Consider the following 26,200-nt stretch of genomic DNA (forward strand, 5'->3'; position numbering starts at 1 on the left):
GTGCAACGGAGTAAAGCGGATAACGGGACTGCAACTCCCCCACAAAAAACAGAACCCGCCATTTCCCCTCCTCAACCGTTCAACCTTTCAACTTCAACAATCAAATACCTTTCTACCCTCAACCTTTTTGCCTATCTTTGCGCCTTATTTCAATTAAGCATGATTTCAGTTTCTAATTTATCATTACGGTACGGCAAGCGCACACTATTTGAAGATGTTAACCTAAAATTTACCCAGGGCAACTGCTATGGTGTAATTGGGGCTAATGGTGCGGGTAAATCTACTTTTCTAAAAATTTTATCGGGAGAAGTTAACCAAACTTCTGGTAGCGTGGCTTTTACTCCAGGCGAAAGAATGGCAGTTCTAAAACAGAACCACTACGAATTTGATGAGTTTTCGGTATTAGAAACCGTAATGATCGGCCATAAAGAACTTTATGCCATCATGAAAGAGAAAGATGCCATTTATATGAAAGAGGATTTTACCGAGAAAGATGGCGAACGTGCCGGAGAACTGGAAAATCTTTTTGCCGAAATGGATGGATGGAACATGGAAAGTAATGCTGCAACCATGTTAAGTAACCTTGGCATTACCGAAGATAACCACTATAAATTACTAAAGGAACTTGATAATACGCAAAAGGTACGTGTGTTATTGGCACAGGCCTTATTTGGTAATCCAGACATTTTATTACTGGATGAGCCTACCAACGATTTGGACATTGAAACTATTGCCTGGTTAGAAAACTTCTTGGCCGATTACCAGAATATTGTATTGGTGGTATCTCACGATAGGCACTTTTTAGATGCAGTTTGTACTCACATTGTGGATATCGATTTCGCTAAAATGAGTATTTATACCGGTAACTATACTTTCTGGTACGAATCTAGTCAGCTGGCTTTAAAACAGCGTAGCGACCAGAACAAGAAAATGGAAGATAAGGTGAAGGAGCTTCAGGAATTTATCCGCAGGTTTAGTGCGAATGCATCTAAATCGAAGCAGGCTACCTCACGTAAGAAAGCTTTAGATAAGATCGATATTACCGAAATTAAGGCATCAAGTAGAAAATACCCTGCTATCATTTTCAATAACACAGGCCGCGAGGCTGGTGACCAGATTTTACAGGTAGAAAATTTGGGTAAAAATGGAAATGAAGGCATTTTGTTCGACAAAGTTACTTTTATGGTAAACAAAGGCGATAAAATTGCAGTACTATCTCAAAACAGTTTGGCTACCGCAGCATTTTATGATGTATTAACAGGGAGAGATACCGATCATAGAGGTGAATTTAAATGGGGTGTTACCATCAGCACCGCCGATATTCCGAACGATAATTCTGAATATTTCGCTGGGAAGGATGAAAACCTGGTTGACTGGTTACGCGAATATTCTGGCACCGAAGCCGACGAGCAGTTTGTACGCAGTTTCCTCGGCCGTATGTTATTCTCAGGCGAAGAAGTGCTTAAAAACGTAAAAGTACTCTCAGGGGGCGAGAAAATGCGCTGTATGTTTTCCAGGATGATGTTACAACAAGCCAACTTATTGATGTTTGATGAACCTACCAATCACCTGGATTTGGAATCAATTGAAGCGTTAAACAATGGCATGAAAGATTTTAAAGGAGCAATTTTGTTTACCTCACGAGATCACCAGTTGACAGAAACCGTTGCTAACCGCATTATCGAGATTACGCCAAAAGGCACTATTGATAAGCTAATGACTTATGATGAATACATTAACAGCAGTGATGTTGCGAAATTAAGAGAAGAAATGTACGCTTAATTCTTCAATTAAAATACCGTTTTAAAAGCCATATGCCATGCATGTGGCTTTTTTTTATAAAATAATTTAGAGCAACTGTAGCGTTCTTATTCAGTTAATCGTTTACAAAGAAAAAAGCGTTAATGGCCATTAACCAATTTTGTTAATAAAAATTGATTTAAAACATTAAAATGAAAACGAATTTGAAAAATTTTAGCACAACGACAAAAATTATACTCTCTCTCTTAGCGATCACTTTAACCATAACTGCTTGTAAAAAAGACTTTAACGATGATCCGATCGAAGCTGCAGGTATTGGTTTTATACATGCATCACCGGGAACAGCTGCTTTAGATTTTATCTTGGATAACCAAAAAATAAACAGCTTTACCTATACTAAAGATTTAGGGTATTATGCTGCTTATCCTGGAACAAGGTTGGTAGGCGTAGCTAAAAAAGATTCTTTAAAGTATTTAACAACGGCTACCGCTACATTAAAATCAGGATCATTCTATTCGGTTTTCGTCGTAGATACTTTAAAATCTACAAAACTTTTAATTCTTGAAGATGATTTAAAAGCGCCTGAAACCGATAAAGCAAAAGTTCGTTTCGTAAACTTAAGCCCAGGTTCTTCGCCATTTGATTTAACTGTTTCAGGCACGGATGCACCATTGTTTACAGCAAAAGCATTTAAAGAGTTTACCACTTTTAGTAACATTACTCCAAATGATGCTTATACTTTCCAGTTAAAACAAGGTGGTGACGTTAAAGCAACCTTACCAGCCGTTAAAATCGAAAAAGGAAAAATTTATACCATTTGGGCTAAAGGCTTATCAAGCAAAACCGATAGCACCGGAGTTGGCTTATCAGTGATGACAAACAAATAAAATATTTCACTCTACCTGTGAAAACAAAAATGACACCACTCAAAAAAACTGAGTGGTGTTATTTTCTTAAATTTGTAAGCAAATTAATCATGATAAACCTTTAATAAATAGTCCTTTACGGGAGTGATAAAAAAAATACTCAGTTTTGAGGAAATTTTAAAAGGCTGTGTAAAAAACGACAATAGCTGTAAAGAAATGATGTATAAATCATTTTATGGCTATTTAATGGGCATTATTTTAAGGTACACAAAGAATCCTTCTGATAGTGAAGAGCTTGTAAATGACACTTTTATCAAGATTTTCAAACATGTTGGCGGCTTTAAAGCGCCAAAAAACCCGGAAGAACTACAGCGCTCTTTTAAAGGTTGGATTGCTCAGATTGCTTCCCGAACAGCAATAGATAAGATACGGAGTTCGAAGGTTCAGTTTTATGTTGATGATCTGGCAGAAAGTGAACATCCGGTTACCCAGGTTTCGGTTGCTTCGGAACTTCATGTTAATGATATTTTGAATTTACTAAATCACTTACCAGATACACAGAGACTGGTATTTAACTTATATGAAATTGAGGGCTTTGCCCATGATGAAATTTCGAAGATGTTGAACATTCCGGAAAGTTCGAGCCGTGTTTACCTTACACGCTCCAAAAATAAGTTACGTACCCTTTACCTAAATACCATGGTTAATTCATACGAAAAAAATGGATAAGGAATTAATTGAGCATATTACAGCGCAACTCCAAAACCATGAGGAAATATACCCTGATGGTGCGTGGGAGCGCTTTTCGAAAAAAGAAAATAAAAGGCTACGGATAGCTTACTGGCCTATATGGGCAGCTGCTGCCATCATTTTAATATTTGGTGGTGTATTTTTGACTTTAACGAATATTACACCTCAAAACAAGATTGCGATTATTAAACCTAAGGCAGACTATAATCCCTTAACTGAAGGAGATACCAATACCGGGACTAAGGAGGCTCCTAAACCATTAAATGAGCATATTATTTCTTTAAATCATCCGGCTGTAAATGATCAGGCTATAGTTTCGCATACTGTGAAGCCCCAACCGGCCCCACAAAGTGTGGTAACGCAGTATAGCGACGATGCATTTGTTAATACGTCAGAAGAATTACATCTAATCAATAGCAATATATTAGAGCAGAAAGTTGCAGGCATCAATCTTTCAAACTTGAAGTCAAAAGAGTTTGATATTTCAAGAGAAAGGAAAAAAACTGCACCAGTTAAGCCGACCACATTTGAAGATCTGCTTGCACGAGACAGTTATGCAAATCAGCAAAAACCCCAGTCTAAAACAAACGAAAATTCTAAGTGGCAGCCTGATGTATACGTTGCCCCTGCAATGGGGAACGACAACAAGGTAACCATGAACTATGGTTTCTCTTTATCTTACGCCATTGCCAATAAACTTTCGATAAGTTCTGGTGTTTCTTATGCCTCAATCAGTACCACCGAATCGTTAAATGCTTCTGCACCACAAACGTTATCGGGCAAAAACCTCGAATCGGTTGATGCGAAGGTCCGTGGAATTAATATCCCTTTAGAATTAAAATATAGCATAAGTGATAAACTGTACACCAATATTGGGGTTTCTGCATTGGCCGTTTTAAATAACTCACAACAGAACAATTATATCGTAAATCAGGTACAGAGTTTTTCTTCTCCTGCAGTAAATGGTTATTCCGACTCTAAAACACTTATTGTGAAGGAAAAAACAACCGAGCCGCAGCCCGAATCCAATATCGACCCTGACAAGTACATTGGATTTTACAACTTCTCTTTGGGTTATAAACAAAAAATATCCAAAAAGAACAATATTGCCATCGAACCTTTCTTAAGGCTTCCGATGAAAACCTTCTCAAAAGAAAATCTCAATCTTACCAACGGCGGACTACGTTTGAAAATTGATTTTTAAAAAAACTAAGATATTTAGTATATTTGGTTGGATACCGAATATGAAAAATATCAAGCCATACCCTACCGAAGAAGAGTTACCTGCAATTAAAACGCTTAATGAAGTGGATTTTTCTGCTGCTTATAGTTATGCCGACTATATGCGCTTTGAGTTTGAAGAGCGATTAGAAATCATCAAAGGGCACTTGTTTAAGATGAGTCCTGCTCCCTCCCGTCTTCATCAAGGGATTTCAGCTAACATTTTCGTTCCTATTTACAATATACTTAGAGGGAAACCGTGTCGTGTGTATAACGCTCCATTTGATGTACGTTTGGCAAAGAAAACCCAGGATGATAAAGAAGTTTTAACCGTAGTACAGCCTGATATAGTAGTGATCTGTGACCAAACAAAACTCGATAAACGTGGGTGCATTGGCGCACCGGATATTATTGTGGAAATTCTATCACCAGGCAACAATAAAAAGGAACTGATCAACAAATATGAGGTTTATGAAGAAGCAGGCGTTAAAGAATACTGGATTGTAAGCCCTTCGGAAAAAACTTTTTTCAGATATATCCTTGATGATGAAGGCAAGTTTCAGCCCACAAAACTCCTCACAATTGGCGAAGTGGTCATCACGTCGGTATTACCAGGATTTAAACTGATTTTAGAAGAGGTTTTTCAGGATTAACAGGGATATAAACGAAGGAAGTCAGGTTCAAATGGCAAAATTGCCATTTAAACCTGACTTCCTAAGAATGCTTTTTTATATCGATTGATTAGTGACCTGAGTGACCATCAGCACCATGCGCATGACCATGAGCCAATTCATCTTGAGTGGCTTCACGTACATTTAGAATCACACCACTAAATACCAGGTTTTTACCGGCCATTGGGTGGTTTAAATCTACTGAAATGGTTTCATCATGCACAGCAGTAACACCTGCTCTAAATTGGTTTCCATTGTTATCTTGCAAAGGAATCACATCACCAACATTAGGCAATTCGCCACCAGCTTCGGTAAACATTGTTTTTGGAAGATCGGCAAAAGCACCTGGATCGATATCGCCATAACCATCTGCAGCAGAAAGTTCGAAGCCATATTCATCACCGGTTTTTAGGCCAGTTAAATGCTCTTCAAATTTAGGCAACATCATGCCAACGCCATATAAAAATACTAAAGGATTTTCTTCATCAGCTTTTTCTACAAAAACTTGTTGTCCTTCTTCGTTAGTAGTATGCAATTCGTAAGTTAACGCTACTACAGAGTTTGGTGAAATATTCATTTAAATTAATTTATTGTAAATACTCTAATGCGTCCTCAACAGTGTTAACCGGCAACTGGCATACTTTATTTCGGCAAATATTTATTAAACTTATTATAGTGCTTTTAAATATTGCTGGGCAAAGATAAGTTAATTATTTACCTAACAAAAAAGATGCGCTGATTGTTCAGAAAAGAAGATGTTTTTTAGTACTAGTACAAAGTTTAGTGCTAAATTTTTTCTAGAAATCTGATAATTCATATAATAGACAGGATATTATGAGTGTCTAAATTTATCCATCAGCTTCTATCTGAAACTTCCTTTATTTAATTTATGATAACGGAATAGAAATTAATCATTTTTTTTGTGAATAATCATTTTCAATTATATTTAAAAAAAATTAACACTTTAATATGATAGAAAACAAAGGAGGTAATCATATTAAACATTACTCGATAAAAAAGTATTTACTCTACGGTACTCTACTCGTCTTTTGTTGTTATTGGTTCTTATCTTTTTATGATGCATTAAAAGCGATAAACTATGAGTTTAATGGGCCAGTTCAAAAAGTCAAACCATCTTCAGGGTATTATAAAACAATCACAGTAAACAACAAAGATTTTGATTTAGAATGGGTTAGATGGTATGATGATTTATATAGTATAGAAGTGGGTGATAGCGTAATTAAAAAAAAAGGCACGCAATGGATGGACCTAACCAAGAAAAAATGATTGTAAATTTACTCTAATGGCGTTCACTTTAAAACCTATAGAAATTCATTTGTAATGATTATACTATTTATCTATCAGCTTTAATGCGTCCTCAACAGTGTTAACCGGCAACTGGCATACTTTATTTCGGCAAATATAAACTTTTGTTTCATTGCTTTGCTTACCTTTTAACAGCGGTAAGTTACTTTTTGTTCCGCCCAATGTAATTTTGTTCGGAATGTAATGTCCGCTTAATTCTAATTTAATAACATCAGTTTCCAAACCGGTAATGGCAATTTCATTAATACCATAAATTTCATTCAATAGCTGAATGGCCCAGTTTGAATAGGCAGAACCATAAGTTTTGATCTTTGGATGAACCGCAGCAAGCATTTCTGAGGATTTTTCAGTATAAAGATCAATATCAAAAAGCAAACCCAGTTTCTTTAAATTCTGTGCCATGACAGAGTTTGAAGCTGGGATTACATTGTCCATTACTTCATGTTTACGGGCAATTAAATCTTCGCTTTCAGCCGAAGTATAGAAAAACATTGGCGAATGCGGATCAGTAAAATTGGTGATTACATAATCGGTCAGTGCTCTTGCTTCTTCCAACCAGTTTTCATCAAAATCAGCCTCATACAAAGCGATCAGGGCTTCGATAAAAAATGCATAATCATCTAAAAACCCGGTAATAGAAGCTTTTCCGTTCTTATAATTACGGTAAAGGCCGCCACTTTCTGATTTTAGGTGATTTAAAATGAAACGGGCTGCCGTAGCGGCTTTTTCATAATATTGATCATGATTTAAAACCTGTGCCGCATCTGCCAGCGATTTAATCATCATGCCGTTCCAGGCAGTTAAACATTTATCATCCAAACCTGGTCTAACCCTTTTGCTCCGAACAGCCAATAATTTTGCTTTCGCTGATTTTACCTTATCGTAAAGCACATTAACATCGATACCAAATTTTGCAAGCAAATCATCATCGCTGATGGTTTTACGCAAAATATTGGTCTGTTCTTCTTCCCAGTTCCCCTCTTCGCTAATGTTGTAATACGCGCCAATCAATTGGGCATCTTCGCCCAGCACCTGATCAAATTCTTTTTTGTCCCATACATAAAACTTGCCCTCCACACCTTCGCTATCTGCATCCAGCGCAGAATAAAACAAGCCATCGGTCGAGGTCATCTCATTAAAAACCCAATTTATGGTTTCTACTACAGTTTGTTTAAAAGAATCGAATTTGGTGCACTGATAAGCTTCTGCATATAAACTAACAAGCTGTGCATTGTCGTAAAGCATCTTTTCGAAATGTGGTACGTGCCATTGATCATCAACCGAATAACGGGCAAAACCACCACCAATCTGATCATAAATACCACCTCTGCTCATTTCTTCGAGCGTATGACAAACGGCTGTAAAAACAGATTCATCATCTTTTAAAAAGCCATAACGCAACAAAAATACCCAATTATTGGGCAGAGGAAATTTTGGTGCCCGGTTGTATCCTCCATATCCAATATCGAAATGGCGTTTCCAGGGATCAATAATTTCGGTTAAATGTTCGTTGCTATAAGTTTCTGTTGAAACGGCGGGAATTATTTTTTCACTGTCTTTAATGCCAGAAGTCAATCGCTCTGCATATTGAATGGCTTTATCGGGTTCATTTGCCCAAAGTGCGGCAACATTTTCTAAAATATTGATCCAATCGTTTTCCCGGAAATAAGTACCGCCATAAATCGGGCGTTGATCGGGTAAACAGATACAATTTAAAGGCCAGCCTCCACTGCCTGTCATGAGTTGGATGGCATACATATAAATCTGATCAATATCCGGACGCTCCTCACGATCGACCTTAATACAGATAAAATGCCGGTTCATCACTTCGGCAACTTCATGATTCTCGAAACTCTCGCGCTCCATTACATGACACCAATGACAGGCTGAATAACCAATACTGACCAATATCAGTTTGTTTTCCGCTTTGGCTTTCGCTAATGCCTCTGCACCCCATTCGTACCAATTAACAGGGTTATGCGCATGTTGAAGTAAATATGGTGATGAAGCGTGGATTAAGTTATTGGTATCTGACATGGCGGCTGATGTAAAATGTAAGCGGGAAAATGGAATATCATTTCGAGGCGTAAATCTATTAATAATCTACAAACCTGTTCCTATTTAGTTTTTGTTTTTATACTTTAGTTGGAAATCCAAATGATAAATGGAATTGAGCACAAATGAGTTATTTATTGCTATAAAGGAGATCATTAATCAATCTCGCTTAAAAATATTCCGTGCGGCAAATTCTGCATTGCTGCAATCTTATTGGCAAATTGGAAAACTTATTGTTGAGGATGAGCAACAGGGAAAGCTACGTGCTGCCTATGGAAAAGAAACTTTAAAAAACCTGTCTATTCAGTTAACGTTAGAGTTTGGGAAAGGTTTTGATGAAAGCAACCTACGAAATATTAGAAGCTTTTACAAATCATTTCCAATTCGTGACGCACTGCGTCACGAATTGAGCTGGACGCATTACCGACTTTTATCCAGATTAGATACTGAAGAGAGAAAAAGATTCTACATTAGCGAATCTATCACTTCAAATTGGAATAGCAGGGAATTGCAAAGACAGATAAATTCTTTATCTTATGAACGCGCTTTAACTGCACGTAAAGAAAATAACCCTACAACAAATATTCATAACTATATAAAAGATCCTTATATTTTTGAATTTCTAGGTTTAAATCCAAATATTAAAAACACTGAAAAAAGATTAGAATCCGCGATTATCGACCATCTTCAAAAATTTTTATTGGAATTTGGAAAGGGTTTTGCTTTTGTAGCACGACAACAACACATCGTAACAGATACTTCAGATTTTTTTATAGACCTTGTATTTTACAATTATATTTTAAAATGTTTTGTCATCATTGATCTTAAAACAACAAATATAAGCCACCAAAATATCGGGCAAATAGATATGTATGTTAGGATGTATGACGATTTGAAAAGAAATCATGGCGACAATCCAACAATTGGCTTATTACTATGTACCGAAAAGGATGAAACAATCGTAAAATATTCAGTTTTAAGCGATAAGAATCAGTTGTTTGCCAGTAAATACCTATTGTACTTACCAAAAGAAGAAGAATTAAAAGCAATCATAGAACAAGACAGACAACATTTTGAATTAGATAACCAATAAAAAATGAAAATCACACACACCGAAATATACCGCTTTAGCATCCCGATGGAACCCTTTGTGATTGCAACAGGAACCATGCATTTTGCCCAAAATGTATTGGTCAGGATTTATACCGATGCTGGCATTCATGGCATTGGAGAGTGTTCTGCTTTCCCGATGATTGTAGGCGAAACCCAGGAAACCTGTATTGCCATGGCGAAGGATTTCGCTGCTATATTAAAAGGGAAAGATCCTTTGGAAATTCCTGAACGGATGAATGATTTATTGGGCTACGCAGACCATAACAACACCATTAAAAGCGCTTTTGATATGGCATTATTTGATATTGCCGCCAAAAATGCAGGATTACCGCTTTATAAATTTCTTGGTGGACAAAAACGTACCATCGAAACCGATATGACCATTGGTATTGATACACCCGAAGGAATGGCTGCTACAGCCTTGAAATATAAAAGTCAGGGCTGCCGCATTATTAAAATCAAATTGGGTAAAAAAGTTCATGATGATATAGAAAGGGTTAAACACATCCGAGAGGCTGTTGGTGAAGAATTGACGCTTCGGTTAGATGCCAATCAGGGCTGGAGTTTTGATGATGCTTTATTTGCTTTAGGTGAATTGGAAAAATACAATATCGAATTCTGCGAACAGCCTATGCGTACCTGGTACGATGATCAACTCCCGGAGTTAAATGTAAACTCACCAATTAAGTTAATGGCCGATGAAAGCTGTTATAACCATCACGATGCCCGTAAACTGATCAACAGCCAGTCTACCACCTATTTAAACATTAAATTTTCGAAATCAGGAGGGATTTTAGAAGCGCAAAAAATCCATGAAGAAGCTTTGCAACGCGGTGTAAAATGCATGATTGGCAGTATGCTCGAAAGCAGAATTGCCTTGAGTGCTAACCTACATTTTGCCTTGGCAAGTCCTAATGTGGAGTTTTTCGACTTGGATACAGCATTATTGGGGCATTTGGTCGATCCTGTAGTTGGTGGCTTAACTTACAACGGTTACTTTCTTGATGTTCCTGAAGAAATCGGTATCGGCGCCGAAGCAGATGAATTTTTCTTAGAAAAATGTGAAAGCTGGACGGTTTAGCTATACCAGTTTGGAGTTGAGTATTCGGCGCCTGGAGTCGGTTAACCGATTTAAACAATTAACCGGTTAACCTCATCTAATGAACCAATAACCTATCCAACGCCAAACTGTCGCCATTAAAAGCATTAAAGTCAACTATATGACCAATGCCGTTAATTTTGGCCTTATCAGAATGCTGCCAAAATTTCCAGCGGCTTTTATCCATGCGTAACTTGGGTTGATAATAGTGCGCAATCCACAAGGGGTAATCGTCAAAATGATCAACCAGATAATCTTCGTAAAACTTAAGCCCAGTGTAAACGATTGGTCTGACTTTTGTTTTCAGTTCAACATAATTAAGGAAATCAGAGAGTTCTGCCCGCATTTTTAAGGGAGAAACACCATCTAACGATTCGATATCAACAACCGGAGGTAAATCCCCTTTTTCTATATTCACTACCTGCAAGAAAAACTTAGCCTGCGTTTTACCATCCTTTTTCGGTCTGAAAAAGTGATAAGCACCACAGATAATGCCCGATTTTGGCGCCTCTCTCCAGTTTCGTTGAAAATATGGGTCAACCAGCATCAATCCTTCGGTGGCTTTAATAAAGGCAAAACGGATACTCACCTCATCTTCTTTCATTTCTTTAACCTTTTGCCAGTTTATTTTGCCCTGGTAATAGGAAACATCGATACCGTGAATGGTATATTTTTGGGGGATTTTGATATTAAAACTTTCATAAGTTCTGTAATTGGGATCCTGTCCCCAATCTTTAACCCAGCGCCAGGTGGCAACAAAACTTCTCAGTACATAACCATAATAAAATGGAGAAAGTAAAACCAACAATAAACCAGCGATAACCAATTTAAGCTGAACGGATATAGCGCTTTTCTTTTTTTTGCTCGCGGCAGATTTTCGGGTTCCAGTTTTCCTAACGGCAGGTTTTCTGGCAACAGGTGTTTTATTTACAGGGGTTCTTTTCTCTGGCGGCATTTGATCGGTTTCCGGATGCAAATTTGTAAAAAATTACCCGATATTTTTCGCCGATCTTTTTTTAGTTGATCACCGGATATTGAATTCAGATGATCAATTAATACGCTGGCTTTTGCTATTTTTACGGCATCCAAATATATCATGTTCAAACTCATTTTTAACACTTACAAAACCTCTTTTAGTGGATTAAGCAGAGAAACCTGGCTTTTGAGCTTTGTGATCCTCTTTAACAGATTTGGAAGCATGTCGGTTCCGTTTATGGGACTATTTGTTACCCAAAGCTTGCATAGATCAGTAACAGATGCGGGTTTGATCATTATTCTATTTGGTGTAGGTTCTGTTCTGGGTTCAGCAACAGGCGGTAAATTGACTGATATGATCGGTTTCCGCCCGGTACAGGTCTTATCTTCCATCATAAGCGGGTTGTTGTTTATTTTATTCTCTACCCTCACCCACTTTTATAGTCTGTGTATCCTGGCCGTAATCATCAGTTTTTTTTCTGAGGCTTTCCGTCCGGCCAACTTCACAGCGGTTGCCCATTACGCCGCAGAAGGTACTTTAACGCGATCATATTCTTTAAATAGGTTGGCTACAAACATGGGCTGGTCTATAGGGATCAGTTTTGCAGGTATAATTGCTTCTATTAATTATAGGCTACTCTTTATTGTTGAGGGTGTGGTGAGTATTATCGTTGGTTTATTGATACTGTCATTTTTGCCACAGGTAAAAGGTTTCATCAAAAAGGCCAAAGAAACAGCCCATAATATGGTCATAACGAAACCATGGCAAGATGCTTTCTACGTGAAATTTATCCTTCTTACCACCGTATTTATTACCTGTGCTTTTTTAATGTTCAGGATTGTGCCCGTATTTTTTAAACAAGAATGGCATATTGACGAATTTGCCATTGGTATTATCATCGGGATCAATGGTGCCGTTATCGCCTTGTTTGAGATGGTGATGATCAATAAAATTGAAGCAAAAAAGTCGCCCATGTTTTTTATCGTCATAGGCGCTGTTCTATTTTCTGCTGCATATATAATACTAAGCACTCCTGTAAGTCTTCATGTGGTTATGGCGATATTAACCATTGTTGTTTTTACTGCCGGGGAGATGCTCACATTACCCTTTATCAATACCATCGTCATCAGCAGAAGTAACGCTCACAATAGAGGCTTATATGCTGCAGGTTATACCTTAAGCTGGTCGTTCGCGCAACTTGCAGGTCCATATCTGGGCTTTTTAGTAGCTGAAAACCTCGGTTATAACTGGCTTTGGTTAGGGCTTGCCTGTATGCTTTTATTATGTGCATGGGGATTTGACACCTTAAATAAAAAGCAGGCAAAAATTGTTTTAGAAAAAAGTAAAGTTCAGCTGGAAATTGAATAAAATCCAGCTGAAGGATAATTATTTTACTTTTTCGGCTTTTACACCTTCGTTTGTGATTTTTACAGGAAGAATATTGCCATCAGCGTCAAATTTCATCTCATCAATGCAGGTAACACGATGATTACCATCGGTTTCAGTTAATGGCCTACGGTGATAAACAATATAATAATTTCCTTTTTTCTCATTGATAATTACAGAGTGATGGCCTGCACCAGTTGCAATTGCCGCATCTTGCTTCAAGATTTTACCCACCCTTTTAAACGGGCCAAATGGCGAATCGCCCACTGCGTAAGCTACAGAGTAATCGGGGCCAGTCCAACCGCCTTCGCTCCACATAAAGTAATACTTACTATTCCTGATAAACATATATGGTCCTTCTACGTAATTATCCGGTGTAATTTCTTTGAAGGTTGTTCCATCATCGAAAGGCACAAAGCCACTAAAATCTTTATTCAGTTTGGCAATATTACAATGTTTCCACCCCCCATAAATCAAATAATACTGACCGTCTTTATCTTTGAATACAAACTGATCAATAGGTTGTGCGCCATTATAAAATTTATCAACCAAAGGTTTGCCAAGGTGATCTTTGTACGGTCCTTCTGGTTTATCGGCAACGGCAACACCAATTCCACCTACTTCATTATCGCTCTGGATATCGTTAGCACCAAAAAACAGGTAATATTTCTTATCCTTTTGAACAATTGCAGGCGCCCACATGGCTTTATTTGCCCATTTTATGGCAGCAGTATCCAGTATATGGGGATGTTTTTTCCATTTCACTAAATCATCCGATGAAAAGGCATCTAAAAATACCTGTTCCTTATATTTTGCAGAGTATGTAGGATAAACCCAATATTTGTTGTTAAAAATAGCCGCATCAGGGTCTGCATACCAACCTTGAAAGATTGGATTCCCAGATTGGTTAATCGTTTTAGTATCCTGAGCGAAAGAAGTAAGCCCCGATAAAAGTAAAAGAGAAGAGAATAGGTATTTCATGGTACCAATTTAGAAAAAAATCTGTGGTTAAAAAATTAAGCGCTAAAATCCATTGATTGAAATCAATAGCAATGAATCTTTAAAACCACGGTTGGAGATAAAAAAATGATTTGGGAAGCAAAAGCTGTCCTGCTTATTTTCAAAAAAAGCAAATAAAAATCCCTGTCTAAAAAAATTAAACAGGGATAGCCATCGACTACGCTCGAACCGACAAATAATAGATTTATTTACTCAGTTCTGCAAAATATTTATGGAATAAAGGCAAGGTCTCGATTCCTTTATAATAATTGTAAATGTCGTATTTCTCATTTGGGGAGTGCAATGCATCGCTATCTAAACCGAAGCCAAAAAGCACTGATTTAATACCTAACACATCTTCGAACAAGGCCACAATCGGAATACTTCCACCACCACGTGTAGGAATTGCTTTTTTGCCAAAGCTATCTTCAATTGCCTTTTCTGCAGCCTGGTAAGCAATGCTATCCGTTGGGGTTACCACCGGTTCGCCACCATGATGAGGGGTAACTTTAACCTTAACATTTTTAGGTGCAATGCTTTCAAAATGTTTGGTAAAAATTTCAGCGATTTCTTCAGAACTCTGGTGTGGAACCAACCGCATGGAGATTTTTGCATTGGCCTTGCTTGGCAGTACGGTTTTTGCGCCTTCACCAATGTAACCACTCCAGATTCCGTTAACTTCCAATGTTGGGCGGGTACCGGTACGCTCTAATGTAGAATAACCTTTTTCTCCCCAAACTTCCTCTATATCAAGGTCTTTCTTATATTCAACTTCATCGTAAGGTGCAGAGTTTAATGCATTTTTCTCCTCATCGGTTAATTCTACCACTTTATCATAAAAAGCAGGAATAGTGATGTGGTTATTTTCATCGTGCAACGAAGCGATCATTTTACAAAGAATAGTAGCCGGATTGGCCACCGCTCCACCATAAACACCAGAGTGTAAATCGCGGTTAGGACCAACCACTTCTACTTCCATGTAAGCCAGACCACGCAAGCCGGTTTCTATTGACGGGTGCTCCATACTGATCATCGAGGTATCAGAAATTAAAACCACATCAGCTTTTAAACGTTCGGCGTTATCTTTTACGAAAATACCCAGATTAGCAGAACCTACCTCTTCTTCTCCTTCGATCATGAATTTCACGTTGCAAGCCAAAGTACCGGTTTCCATCATCAGCTCGAATGCCTTTACGTGCATATAAAACTGACCTTTATCATCACATGCACCACGTGCATAAATTTTGCCATCACGTACAGTTGGTTCGAAAGGCGGCGTATGCCAAAGCTCTAATGGATCTGCAGGTTGAACATCGTAGTGTCCATATATTAAAACAGTTGGTAAAGAAGCATCTATAATTTTTTCACCGTAAACAATAGGATATCCTGCAGTTGGGCAAATTTCGACCTGATCAGCTCCAGCATCTTTTAATTTCTGTGCCACATAATCGGCAGTTTTTAAAACATCGCCTTTGTATTTCGGATCAGCACTAACCGATGGAAAACGCAATAACTCAAACAGCTCATCTAAAAAACGTTGTTTGTGCGTTTCTACATAATTTTTAATCTCTTGCATAACAAAATGAATTTGGACAAATATAGGCTTTAGCAAATAAATGGCACAGTAAGCAGCTATAATTAAACGCACACAAATTAAATATTTCACTTGTAACCAGATAGTTAATGAGCGTAATTATTTTTTTCTGATGAAAAAATCATCCTACTATTTTTTTAAATTCAAAACCCGTCTTTTAACAGATACAAAAAATGGTTTAACGTTTGTAAAAAAGAAAGAAGCAGCATTATTTATATTTAGTTTTTTGTAAATTGCGCCCAATAACAGATCCTTAAATCCTGTAAGAAAGAATTTTAACAATGAAGTTTGGCGCAAAAGTATTTTTATCTCTGCTGCTGCTTCTGTTTATCCGCATTTCTTCTTTCGCTCAAGCTCAAAATCCTACACGTGTAAGTTGCCCGGAAGCGGCCCAATATTATTCGAAAGACAGCATAAACATCGTAACTTTTGGAGCCAGCACAGTAGAAGGTGTAAATGGCCTTGGTTTCCAGACTCTGCTTCAGAACAATTTTTCAAACTGTTACACCAATAAGTTAATCGATATTACCAACCATGGCATTGGCGGGCAGACTACTTTTCAAGGTTTGCTCAGGATTGACAATGCCATAGCGAATAGAACCGGCTTTATTGTGATTAATATGGGAATTAATGATGCCCTTGCCATGATTGGCGGCAAGGGTAGCGTAGCCGAAACTGTAGCCAATATGCGGGTATTTATCACTTCAAGTTTGAAACAAAAACTGGTACCTATATTATGTACACTTCAATTTGTTGATGATAGGACCAATAAAAGTTATATTGCGGTAAATGCAAACATCAGGAATATTAACGCGGCTTACAGAAAATTAGCAACCGAGTATAAAATTTATCTTGCGGATATAAATGCAGCGATGAGACGCGATTTTTCTTTATATCAGGATGCCTTTCACCCCAACGCCCGTGGCTACAGACTGGTGAGTTATGTTATTTTTGATGCCATCAACAAAGCTATTTTTGATAATTTCCTCAAGTTTACGGTTTCTCAGAATTACCCGAACCCCGCGGCAATGCAGACCTTTATCGATGTGGTTTTACCAGAATCTGATAAGCTTAATATCCAGATTTACGATTTAATGGGCCGCCTCGTTAAAACCGTGGTAAATGAATACCTCAATACCGGAAAACATACGTTAGAGATCAATACCTCGACTTTTGTGCCCGGCATTTATTTTTTCAAGATTTCTTCTGATTCAGGCCAGTATAATACGGCAAAAAAGTTTATTGTAGCGAGGTAACAAAAGATTTAAATATTAGTCTACATAGAAGACTAGTATGTTTTTATATCTTTAGCCATGCCTGCAGATTCCCTATTCACCAATGAAACCATTGATCTTGAACAACTTCCAAGATACGAAGAGATACCGTTAAAGCAACCACACCCCCATTACTGGAAAATTATCCGCATCAACCTGCTGATCATTTTTGGTATACTGGGCGTTGGAGTTGGTACACTACTATTATTTGTTGATGAGGTTAGACCCAATGCCTTATGGATAATCCCCGTTTACTTTGCCCTGGTGGTTATTTTCTTTTTGTTGTACTACTTAAGCTTTAAAAAACGTGGTTATGCAGTACGTACCCACGATGTAATATATAAAAGTGGGATTATTGCCGAATCTACTACAATTGCTCCTTTGAATAGAATCCAGCATATTGAACTAAATGAAGGTATTTTCTCCAGGATTTATAAATTAGGATCACTACAGCTGTTTACCGCAGGTGGTCAAAGCGGGCATATCCACATTTCGGGCATTGCCATTGATGAAGCAAAAAGCATCAGGGACTTACTGCTGAAAAAATTAGATCTACTTGAAAACCCAACGACTGAACCGGAAGCGTAATGGACAACGATTTTAGTAAACCACAGCGCGAATCGGCCTTTGGCATTATTGTAATGGGTGCTCATACGTTTTTGCAGATTTTTAAAGCAACCTTCTTCGTATTTATTGCAGCATTTATAAAAATGCCGGCAACTACATTTACCTATCTTTTATTAGGCATTGCCGTTATTTTATTGATCAGTTTCTTTTTTGCATACCTATGGTACCTGAAATTCACTTTCTTCCTTGATAAGGAAAAACAAGAATTTGTGGTAAATAAAGGAATATTTAACCGCGACCAGCTCATTATTCAACTGGATAAAATTCAGCAGGTGAACATTAACCAGAATATTTTGCAGAAAATTATTGGGGTTTATGGTTTAAAAATTGATACAGCAGGTGCACATGGAGACGAAGTAAGCATAAAAGCAATCGATGAAACCTCTGCCTATAATCTAAAAGAGCATTTACTGAACAGAAAGGCAACAGTTGAAACACAGGTTGAAACTGAATATGAAAATCATCTTGCTGAAGAAGCCCCATTTTTAAGAATAAGCGCGTGGACTTTATTAAAAGTAGGGTTAACCTCCAATTACGGACAAAGTTTGGCCCTACTCGCTGCTTTTTTCTACACTGTCATTTATGAGGGCAGGCAGCTGCTCGATGTTTTTAAAATTGATAAAGATGCGATTCAGAGCACGGTAACGGGCATGCTGACTATTGTCACTGTTTTTATTTTAATTGCATGCCTTTTGGTGGTGCTACTGATTATCAATCTCGTTAGAACATTCTACAAGTATTTCGAATTGGAAATCAGTCAGCATAAAAATACGCTATTACTTTCATCAGGATTGATCGCCAAGAAAAATACACTAATCAGTCCGAATAAGGTACAGATTTCAAAATACAGCCAGAATTATTTCCAGAAAAAGATGAACATGCTGAATATGAGTTTAAAGCAGGCACATTTCGGCCAAAGTAAAAAAGGGCATGAAATGCAGGGGAATACCTTAGAAATACCTGGCTGTAATCCTACTGAAAGAGATGAACTGCTAAAAATGATATTAGGTTCAGCCCCTTTAAAAGGGAAAACTTTTATCCCCGACTGGCGTTTTTTGAATTTACCCATTTTTTTTAAACTGGTTTTACCTGTTGCCATATTCCTGATCATAGCGTTTAAGATACCAGAGGTAAAACCATATATCGGTATTGCGATAGCCTATTTTATAATCGGCATTTTAATGATCTACATCAGTTACAGAAAACACCGGATTTCGGTAAACCAGCAATTTATCATCAAAAAAAGCGGTATTTGGGATATTTCGACCGAAATTGTAATGCCAAATAAAATTCAGGCGATTACTACTTTTCAATACCCATGGCATAAAAGTATAGATGTTGGTCATCTTTCTCTACACACTGCTGCCGGGCAGATCCATTTTAAGTATGGGAATTATACCGAAATTAAACAACTGGTAAATTGTTGGTTGTATCAGGTTGAAAGTAGAAATGAAGATTGGATGTAAGCCCCAATTAAGGCTATTGTTTATAGATTTAGCGTAACGGATAGCTCATCCGCTACGCATATCATGTTTCTTATTTTTTGCCTTACAACGTCATAATTCCTTTAATGTTTCCTACCTGTTTATAAACAGCGATCACCTCATCAGCATTTTGCATTTTCTTTTTTACCGTTATCGAAACATATTTTCCGGTTTTCGAAGGTTGCTCAATAAATTCATCATCAGGCAAAATGGCACGTAAGTCTTTTATTTTATCTAACCCACCAGTTATAATAAATTTAAAATTGTAAACCCCTGGAAACTGCTCAACACTTTCCAATTTCTCTTTTAAATTGGCATAAATATCTGCATTTGTCCCTTCCGGGATATCAGAAAACTCAATATCCTTATTTATTTTTTTCTCTTCCATAACCCTAACATATCAAATTCTATACCCAAATCATGAGGGTGTAATTCTGACAGCGTACAACATTTATTTCATAAAAAAACCAGCCACTTTGCGCGAATCGAAGCAAAACATGATGACAATATTGGCTTGGTTTTACCCAAAGTCTCCTAAGGGGCCCAGGTACCCAAATCTAATCTTCTGGTCTTTGCATTTATTTATCTATTGCAAGAAAAATTCTGAAACATGCTCAGCATAACGAACGACTGGGTTTTAAACTAATTACTAACAACTTTGGCAAAAAGCCCTAAGAATTGTTATTTTTGAACCTCAAAAAAACAGGAGCCGATTTGGATTATTTAGCAGGATTAAACCCACAACAAAGAGCAGCAGTAGAAAACACGAAAGGACCGGTAATGATTGTTGCGGGTGCTGGTTCGGGCAAAACCAGGGTAATTACTTACCGAGTTGCCCACCTTATTCAGACCGGTACCGACCCCTTTAATATCCTGGTTTTAACCTTTACCAACAAAGCGAGTAAGGATATGCGCGAGCGTATCGGCAAGGTGGTTGGTGCGGAGGCAAAAAACATATGGATGGGTACCTTCCACTCTGTTTTTGCGAAAATTTTACGTGTGGAAGCCGAAAAAATCGGGTATCCGAACAATTTTACCATTTACGATACCGATGATAGTAAAAGTGTAATCCGCGCCATTTTGAAAGAAATGCAGCTGGATGATAAATTATATGCTGCAAATTTTGTCTTCAATAGAATCTCCTCAGCCAAAAATAATTTAATTTCCTGGGGTGAATACCAGGCCAACGACCAGATTCAGGCCGAAGATATTCAAAACAAACGCCCGTTAATCGGCCAGATTTATGAAACTTATGCCAAACGTTGCTTTAGGGCAGGCGCAATGGATTTTGATGATTTGTTGTTTAAAACCAATATTCTGTTAAAAGAACATCCAGAAGTATTAAACAAATACCAGCAGAAATTTAGATACCTGATGGTAGATGAGTACCAGGATACCAACTTTTCGCAGTACACCATTGTAAAAAAATTGGCCGCTGCCTATCAGAATATCTGCGTGGTGGGTGATGATGCACAAAGTATTTATGCTTTTCGTGGCGCAAATATCCAGAATATCTTAAACTTCGAACGCGATTACCCTGACTTAAAAGTTTATAAGTTGGAGCAGAATTACCGTTCTACCCAAAATATTGTCGACGCGGCAAGCAGTATCATCGCCAACAATAAAAATCAGCTCGAAAAGAATGTGTTTTCTGAAAATGCAGAGGGAGATAGAATTAAAGTTTCGCGTGCGTTTACCGATAACGAAGAAGGTAAACTGGTTGCCGAAGCTATTATTCAGGAGCGCAGTACAAAGGGCTATCAACACAACGATTTTGCCATTTTGTACCGTACCAATGCACAAAGCCGGGCCATGGAGGAAGGTTTACGCAAGCTGAATATTCCTTACCGTATATATGGCGGTCAATCTTTCTACCAACGGAAGGAGATTAAAGATTTAATCGCGTATTTCCGTTTAACTTTTAATCCGAAGGATGAAGAGGCCATAAAACGGGTGATCAACTATCCTAAACGCGGTATTGGTGATACTTCGATCGACAAGATTATCGTTGCAGCAGACCAGCATGGAAAAACCATGTGGGACGTAATTTCTAGTGCACACGAGTATGTTGATGGCCGTTTAGCAAATCAACTGAACGATTTTGCGATGATGGTACAAAGCTTTCAGGCAGAAGCGAAAAAACTCGATGCTTATGATACCGCTTTATTTATTGCTCAACACGCAGGTATTTTAAAGGAATTGTATACAGATGATAGTGTTGAAGGACGTGCGCGATACGAAAATATCCAGGAATTATTAAACGGTATCAAAGAATTTGCCGAACGTGAAGATATCGAAGAAAAAGGCCTTGACATTTTTATGCAGGATGTTGCCCTCTTAACCAATGATGATAAAGATGGCGATAAGAACAAGGATACTGTATCATTAATGACGATCCACTCGGCGAAAGGTTTGGAGTTTAAAAACGTTTTTATAGTAGGTTTGGAAGAAAATCTGTTCCCTTCGCAGATGTCGTTAACCAACCGTACCGATCTGGAAGAAGAACGCCGTTTATTTTATGTAGCCATTACCCGTGCTGAAGTAAAACTGACGCTTACTTATGCTACTTCACGTTACCGCTGGGGAACTTTAACCAACTGCGAACCAAGTCGTTTCATAAACGAAATCAGTCCCAGGTTTTTAGAATTGGATGTTAAACCCGCCAAATCTACCAGTTTTGAGGGCAATTTTGATGACGACCGCAAATCGTGGACTTCTCAGCCCCGCGATTTCATGAGCAAGCCTAAACCTGCAGGTGCCGCTACTTCTGCCCCACCAGTACGCCCGAAAACAACATCGTTACTGGCAAAAGCGCACGTGCCCACACCTGGTTTTACACCATCACAACCGCACGAATTTCAGGGTGGCATGGAAGTGGAACACGAAAAATTCGGTTTCGGAAAAATCATCAGTTTAGAGGGAACTTTACCAGACGTTAAGGCAACTGTATTTTTCCAGGGCTTAGGCAATAAACAACTGCTGCTCAAGTTTGCAAAGCTGATGATTGTAAAATAAGGATAGATTTCCATTTAGCCACGGAAACTCAGAAAAGGACAATTAACAGAAATTCGTCATCCTGTCCCGATTTTACATTGGGATCAGGATCTTAAAAGATTAACATAATAGATGCAGAATCAAGTTCAGCATAACGATAGCTTTTGAAAATTGCGCCCAACGCTATGCCCGCTGCGCTTTACTCTCAGCGTTCTCTGCGGTTAAAAACGCTATGGTTAAAAACTTGAAAAACCACAAAATTATCCTTAATATTGGACTCGGTTCTCCCGATTACAAACCATGCAACTTACCAGGTTAGAAATTAAAGGTTTTAAGAGCTTTGGCGATAAAGTGACCATCAATTTTAATGAGGGAGTTACAGCTATTGTTGGGCCTAACGGTTGCGGAAAATCTAATGTAATCGATGCCATGCGCTGGGTTTTGGGCGAACAGAGTACCAAAGCCTTGCGTTCAGAAAAGATGGAGAACATCATTTTCAACGGGACAAAAAACCGTAAACAGGCACAGCTCGCTGAGGTATCCTTAAGCTTCGATAATACCAAAAACATTCTTCCTACAGCATATTCGCAGGTTACGGTAACGCGTAAACTTTACAGAAATGGTGATAGCGAATACCGCTTAAATGATGTGCAATGCAGATTAAAAGACATTACCGATCTGTTTTTGGATACCGGAATTGGCTCTGATAGTTATTCGATCATCGAGCTGAAAATGGTTGACGAGATCATTACCAATAAAGAACATAGCCGCCGCTCCCTGTTTGAAGAAGCATCGGGTATCTCTAAATACAAATTACGTAAAAAACAGACTTTCAGCAAGTTAAAAGATACTGAAGCCGACTTAGAGCGTGTAGAAGATTTACTTTTCGAGATTGAAAAAAATCTAAAGACCTTAGAAAATCAGGCACGTAAAGCAGAACGTTACTATAAGTTAAAAGAGCAATACCGCGAATTAAGCGTTCAATTGGCTACACATCGTATTGCATTTTTCCGTACTGATTTAAATGCTTTAGAAACACAGGAACAAAACCAACAGGTAAACCGTACAGAACTCAGCAACAAAATAGATACTGGTGAAGCTGAGCTACAAAAGCTTAAACTGGGTAGTATCAGCCAGGAAAAGAATCTTTCAGTACAGCAAAAAGCTACAAATGAGTTTGTTTCCAAAATCCGTGCCTACGAAAGTGAGAAAAAAGTAAAGAACGAACAGATGCGTTTTTTACAGGAGAAAGAAACACGTTTGTCCGGCGAACTTGAAAAAGATAAAAACCAGGTTAATCACATTAAATACAATATCAAGCGACTAAATGAAGAAGTCGTAACAGAAACAGAGGTCTTCAACAAACTGGAATCTGATTTAAAAAGCTTAAAATCTGCGCTCGATACTTTACGTGAGCAGCAACAAACCGAGAAAAACAGAATTGATAACCTGATCAAATCTGTTAATGAGCTGCAAAATCAAGTATACCAGTCGCAAAAGGAAATTGATATCCTGAACATCCAAAAAGATGCTTTGGTACAGGAAAGCAACCGCAATGTAGATGATACCGAAACCAAAACCCTTGAATTAAAGGCTTTTGACCATGCTTTGGCCGAATTGGATATTCAGGTAAGAGATAAGCAGGCCAATATCAAAAACCTCACAGCAGCTGAGGAAATCTTAAAGGAAAAACTGGCTGGTTCAGAAATCAACCTAAGTTCGAACAAGGAAAAACTGACGGCCGAAAACCGTAAAAAAGATGCCAAACAAAACGAATATAACCTCACAAAATCGCTGGTTGATAGTTTGGAAGGTTTCCCCGAATCGATCCGTTTTTTAAAGAAAAACAATGCTTTTGCAAAAAGTGCCCTGCTCCTTTCTGATATTTTATTCTGTAATGAAGATTACCGCATTGCCATAGAAAATTACCTCGAACCGGTAATGAACCATTATGTTGTAGATCAGTATGCAGATGCCGTTCAGGCGATTAACCTCTTAACCGATGCGAGTCGAGGACGGGCTAACTTTTTCATTCTAGAAAATGTTCCCGATAAAAACCCGGTTATTGGTACGCATGAAGGTCTGGTTTCGGCTTTATCGGTTATTGAGGTCGACAAAAAATACCAGCACCTTTGCAATTTGCTTTTGCAAAACGTATACATTGCAGTGGCTGAACAAGAAAATCTATTTAAAACAACGCCAACTGATAGTTTAACCATCCTGGCCAAAAATGGAAAATATGCCCAAACTAAATTTACTTTAGCAGGTGGTTCAGTAGGTTTATTTGAAGGTAAAAGGATAGGTCGTGCCAAAAATTTAGAAAACCTGGCGAAAGAAATCAAAGCTTCCGAATCGCTGATCAATCAGTATAATGCGGCGATAAAAGCCGAAACTGACAATATTTTTGAATTAAAAGAAGCGTCTAAAACCAATCAGATCAGTGCTTTGCAGCAAGAAATGAACCGTTTAAACAACGAACACATTTCGGTACAAACCCGTCGCGACCAATATCAGGAGTTTATTACCACGAGCGAAAACCGTAAAACGGATATCGCCCAAAAAATCGTTTCGATAGAAAAAGCGCTTTCCGAAAAACTGCCAGCACTGGTTCAATTGCAAAAAGACCAACAGGAAGCACATGTTAATCTACAGGAACAACAACTTAACTATCAGGAAATTGCCGATCAGGTAAACGAAAGCGCCGGTAAATACAACCAGGATAACATCCGTTTCCACCAGCAGCAAAATAAATTATCGGGTTTAGAAAAAGATTTAGATTATCGTTTTGTACAGGAAGAAGCTTTAAATAAACGTATAGCCCAAAACGACAAAGAATTACAAGAAGCTTTGATCCAAATTACGGCAACATTGCAACATACCGATCTTAACGACGATACCCTTTTAGAAATGTATCAACAGCGTGAAGAGATGGAAAAAGGCCTGGCGGAAGCTGAGCAAGCCTACTTTACCAGTAAAGGAAGCATTAACGAGGTTGAAAACGACCTTACCAATATCCGTAAAACCCGCGAAGAAACTGATTTTCTGCTAACTGAAATCAAGGATAAAAAGAATGCCTTAAAAATTGATCTCAATGCATTAAAAGAACGTTTAGCTGTCGAATTCAACATTGATATTAATGATCTTTTGGAAACCGATCACGAGATTGAAGCTTTAGAAAGCGAGTTCGAACTGCGCCAAAAGGTTGAGAAAATGAAACGCCAGCTCGACGAGTTTGGTGCCATTAACTCGATGGCCATGGAAGCTTTCAAAGAAATGGAAGAACGTTACACGTTCATCCAGAATCAGAAAAAGGACCTTAATGCAGCCAAAACCGATCTTTTACAAACCATTAAAGAGATAGACGATACCGCTAAAGATAAATTTATGCAGGCCTTTACCCAGGCCCGTGAACACTTCATCGTCGTTTTTCGTTCATTATTCAATGAAGAAGATAGCTGCGATCTCATTTTATCCGACATTAACAACCCCCTGGAGGCTGATATCGATATTATCGCCCGCCCAAAAGGGAAAAGACCGCTATCGATCAACCAGTTATCTGGTGGAGAAAAAACTTTAACGGCCACCGCCCTATTGTTTTCGCTGTACCTGTTAAAGCCTGCGCCATTCTGTATTTTCGATGAGGTTGATGCACCTTTGGATGATACCAACATCGATAAATTTAATAATATTATCCGCAAGTTCTCCGATCAATCGCAGTTTATCATCGTATCGCACAACAAACGCACCATTGCCAGCACGGATATTATTTATGGCGTAACCATGGTGGAACAAGGTGTTTCGAGGGTTGTAGCGGTTGATTTAAGAGAAGTGGCAGCTTAGCTAGTCTATATCTATATAGGATTGTCATGCTGAATTATTTCAGCATCTTTCATGCAATATAGACCCTGAAATGAATTCAGGGTGACGCTTATACATATAATTAATATCTTTATAAAAAACGGATACCTATCACTTCGAATGATAAAATAATGATCCTAACTATC

The 26,200-nt window shown here is 38.1% G+C and carries 20 protein-coding genes; 14 read left to right on the forward strand and 6 right to left on the reverse strand.

The features are described 5' to 3' along the window. The first annotated feature begins 159 nt into the window (after positions 1–159). The 5 genes from AC04Q1_RS06940 (at position 160) to AC04Q1_RS06960 (ending at position 5,251) form a co-directional block, all read left to right on the forward strand. On the forward strand, positions 160–1,782 hold the full coding sequence (locus tag AC04Q1_RS06940) for an ABC-F family ATP-binding cassette domain-containing protein (RefSeq protein WP_478363460.1): 1,623 nt from the start codon (positions 160–162) through the stop codon (positions 1,780–1,782). Positions 1,783–1,952: 170 nt separating this feature from the next. Then, entirely contained in the window at positions 1,953–2,648 is a 696-nt protein-coding gene (locus AC04Q1_RS06945) for a DUF4397 domain-containing protein (RefSeq protein ID WP_478363128.1), read from the forward strand. Between the two features lie 123 nt (positions 2,649–2,771). After that, positions 2,772–3,356, forward strand: a complete 585-nt coding sequence (locus AC04Q1_RS06950; RefSeq protein ID WP_478363130.1) for an RNA polymerase sigma factor — start codon at positions 2,772–2,774, stop codon at positions 3,354–3,356. Continuing rightward, positions 3,349–4,581, forward strand: coding sequence for an outer membrane beta-barrel protein (locus AC04Q1_RS06955; protein WP_478363132.1), 1,233 nt, complete (start codon positions 3,349–3,351; stop codon positions 4,579–4,581). The genes AC04Q1_RS06950 and AC04Q1_RS06955 overlap by 8 nt, the downstream gene beginning before the upstream one ends. 40 nt (positions 4,582–4,621) lie before the next feature. After that, on the forward strand, positions 4,622–5,251 hold the full coding sequence (locus AC04Q1_RS06960; protein WP_478363134.1) for a Uma2 family endonuclease: 630 nt from the start codon (positions 4,622–4,624) through the stop codon (positions 5,249–5,251). An 88-nt stretch (positions 5,252–5,339) separates the two neighbouring features. Here AC04Q1_RS06960 and AC04Q1_RS06965 read toward each other — a convergent pair whose 3' ends face one another. Beyond that, positions 5,340–5,846, reverse strand: a complete 507-nt coding sequence (locus AC04Q1_RS06965) for an FKBP-type peptidyl-prolyl cis-trans isomerase (protein WP_055905862.1) — start codon at positions 5,844–5,846, stop codon at positions 5,340–5,342. A gap of 392 nt (positions 5,847–6,238) precedes the next feature. Between AC04Q1_RS06965 and AC04Q1_RS06970 the strand changes: the two genes are divergently transcribed. Further along, a complete protein-coding gene (locus AC04Q1_RS06970) occupies positions 6,239–6,556 on the forward strand; it encodes a hypothetical protein (RefSeq protein WP_478363135.1) in 318 nt (105 codons plus the stop codon). A 63-nt stretch (positions 6,557–6,619) separates the two neighbouring features. Here AC04Q1_RS06970 and AC04Q1_RS06975 read toward each other — a convergent pair whose 3' ends face one another. Next, on the reverse strand, positions 6,620–8,632 hold the full coding sequence (locus AC04Q1_RS06975; RefSeq protein ID WP_478363136.1) for a thioredoxin domain-containing protein: 2,013 nt from the start codon (positions 8,630–8,632) through the stop codon (positions 6,620–6,622). A 127-nt stretch (positions 8,633–8,759) separates the two neighbouring features. Between AC04Q1_RS06975 and AC04Q1_RS06980 the strand changes: the two genes are divergently transcribed. Both AC04Q1_RS06980 and AC04Q1_RS06985 read left to right on the forward strand, forming a co-directional pair. After that, positions 8,760–9,743, forward strand: a complete 984-nt coding sequence (locus tag AC04Q1_RS06980; protein WP_478363138.1) for a PDDEXK nuclease domain-containing protein — start codon at positions 8,760–8,762, stop codon at positions 9,741–9,743. Positions 9,744–9,746: 3 nt separating this feature from the next. Next, positions 9,747–10,844, forward strand: a complete 1,098-nt coding sequence (locus AC04Q1_RS06985; RefSeq protein ID WP_478363140.1) for a mandelate racemase/muconate lactonizing enzyme family protein — start codon at positions 9,747–9,749, stop codon at positions 10,842–10,844. A 76-nt stretch (positions 10,845–10,920) separates the two neighbouring features. Here AC04Q1_RS06985 and AC04Q1_RS06990 read toward each other — a convergent pair whose 3' ends face one another. Next, the gene (locus tag AC04Q1_RS06990) at positions 10,921–11,817 is read right to left on the reverse strand and encodes a glycoside hydrolase family 25 protein (RefSeq protein WP_478363142.1); all 897 of its coding nucleotides are present in this window, start codon (positions 11,815–11,817) and stop codon (positions 10,921–10,923) included. A 141-nt stretch (positions 11,818–11,958) separates the two neighbouring features. On the opposite strand from AC04Q1_RS06990, the gene AC04Q1_RS06995 reads away from it, so the two are divergent. After that, positions 11,959–13,206 carry an MFS transporter gene (locus tag AC04Q1_RS06995; protein ID WP_478363143.1) on the forward strand — a complete coding sequence of 416 codons (1,248 nt, stop codon included), beginning with the start codon at positions 11,959–11,961 and terminating at the stop codon, positions 13,204–13,206. Positions 13,207–13,224: 18 nt separating this feature from the next. Here AC04Q1_RS06995 and AC04Q1_RS07000 read toward each other — a convergent pair whose 3' ends face one another. Then, positions 13,225–14,205 (reverse strand): glycoside hydrolase family 43 protein, encoded by a 981-nt coding sequence (locus AC04Q1_RS07000; RefSeq protein WP_478363145.1) that lies wholly within the window; start codon positions 14,203–14,205, stop codon positions 13,225–13,227. A 223-nt stretch (positions 14,206–14,428) separates the two neighbouring features. Then, positions 14,429–15,799, reverse strand: a complete 1,371-nt coding sequence (locus tag AC04Q1_RS07005; RefSeq protein WP_478363147.1) for a dipeptidase — start codon at positions 15,797–15,799, stop codon at positions 14,429–14,431. 299 nt (positions 15,800–16,098) lie between these two features. Here AC04Q1_RS07005 and AC04Q1_RS07010 point away from each other — a divergent pair, with 299 nt between their 5' ends. Genes AC04Q1_RS07010 through AC04Q1_RS07020 form a run of 3 tightly spaced genes read left to right on the forward strand, consistent with a single transcriptional unit; the run spans position 16,099 to position 19,184 of the window. Further along, the gene (locus tag AC04Q1_RS07010; RefSeq protein ID WP_478363149.1) at positions 16,099–17,073 is read left to right on the forward strand and encodes an SGNH/GDSL hydrolase family protein; all 975 of its coding nucleotides are present in this window, start codon (positions 16,099–16,101) and stop codon (positions 17,071–17,073) included. Between the two features lie 57 nt (positions 17,074–17,130). Beyond that, positions 17,131–17,679, forward strand: coding sequence for a PH domain-containing protein (locus AC04Q1_RS07015; RefSeq protein WP_478363151.1), 549 nt, complete (start codon positions 17,131–17,133; stop codon positions 17,677–17,679). Beyond that, positions 17,679–19,184: a PH domain-containing protein gene (locus tag AC04Q1_RS07020; protein ID WP_478363153.1), complete on the forward strand. Its 1,506-nt coding sequence runs from the start codon at positions 17,679–17,681 to the stop codon at positions 19,182–19,184. The genes AC04Q1_RS07015 and AC04Q1_RS07020 overlap by 1 nt, the downstream gene beginning before the upstream one ends. Positions 19,185–19,266: 82 nt before the next feature. On the opposite strand, the gene AC04Q1_RS07025 is transcribed toward AC04Q1_RS07020, so the two are convergent. Beyond that, on the reverse strand, positions 19,267–19,590 hold the full coding sequence (locus tag AC04Q1_RS07025) for a DUF493 family protein (protein ID WP_478363155.1): 324 nt from the start codon (positions 19,588–19,590) through the stop codon (positions 19,267–19,269). Between the two features lie 326 nt (positions 19,591–19,916). Between AC04Q1_RS07025 and AC04Q1_RS07030 the strand changes: the two genes are divergently transcribed. Together AC04Q1_RS07030 and smc are read left to right on the forward strand one after the other, a co-directional pair. Continuing rightward, entirely contained in the window at positions 19,917–22,217 is a 2,301-nt protein-coding gene (locus AC04Q1_RS07030; protein ID WP_478363462.1) for an ATP-dependent helicase, read from the forward strand. A gap of 279 nt (positions 22,218–22,496) precedes the next feature. Beyond that, positions 22,497–26,036: a chromosome segregation protein SMC gene (smc, locus tag AC04Q1_RS07035; protein WP_478363157.1), complete on the forward strand. Its 3,540-nt coding sequence runs from the start codon at positions 22,497–22,499 to the stop codon at positions 26,034–26,036. The last annotated feature ends 164 nt before the right edge of the window (positions 26,037–26,200 follow it).

Source organism: Pedobacter humicola (genome assembly GCF_056490705.1).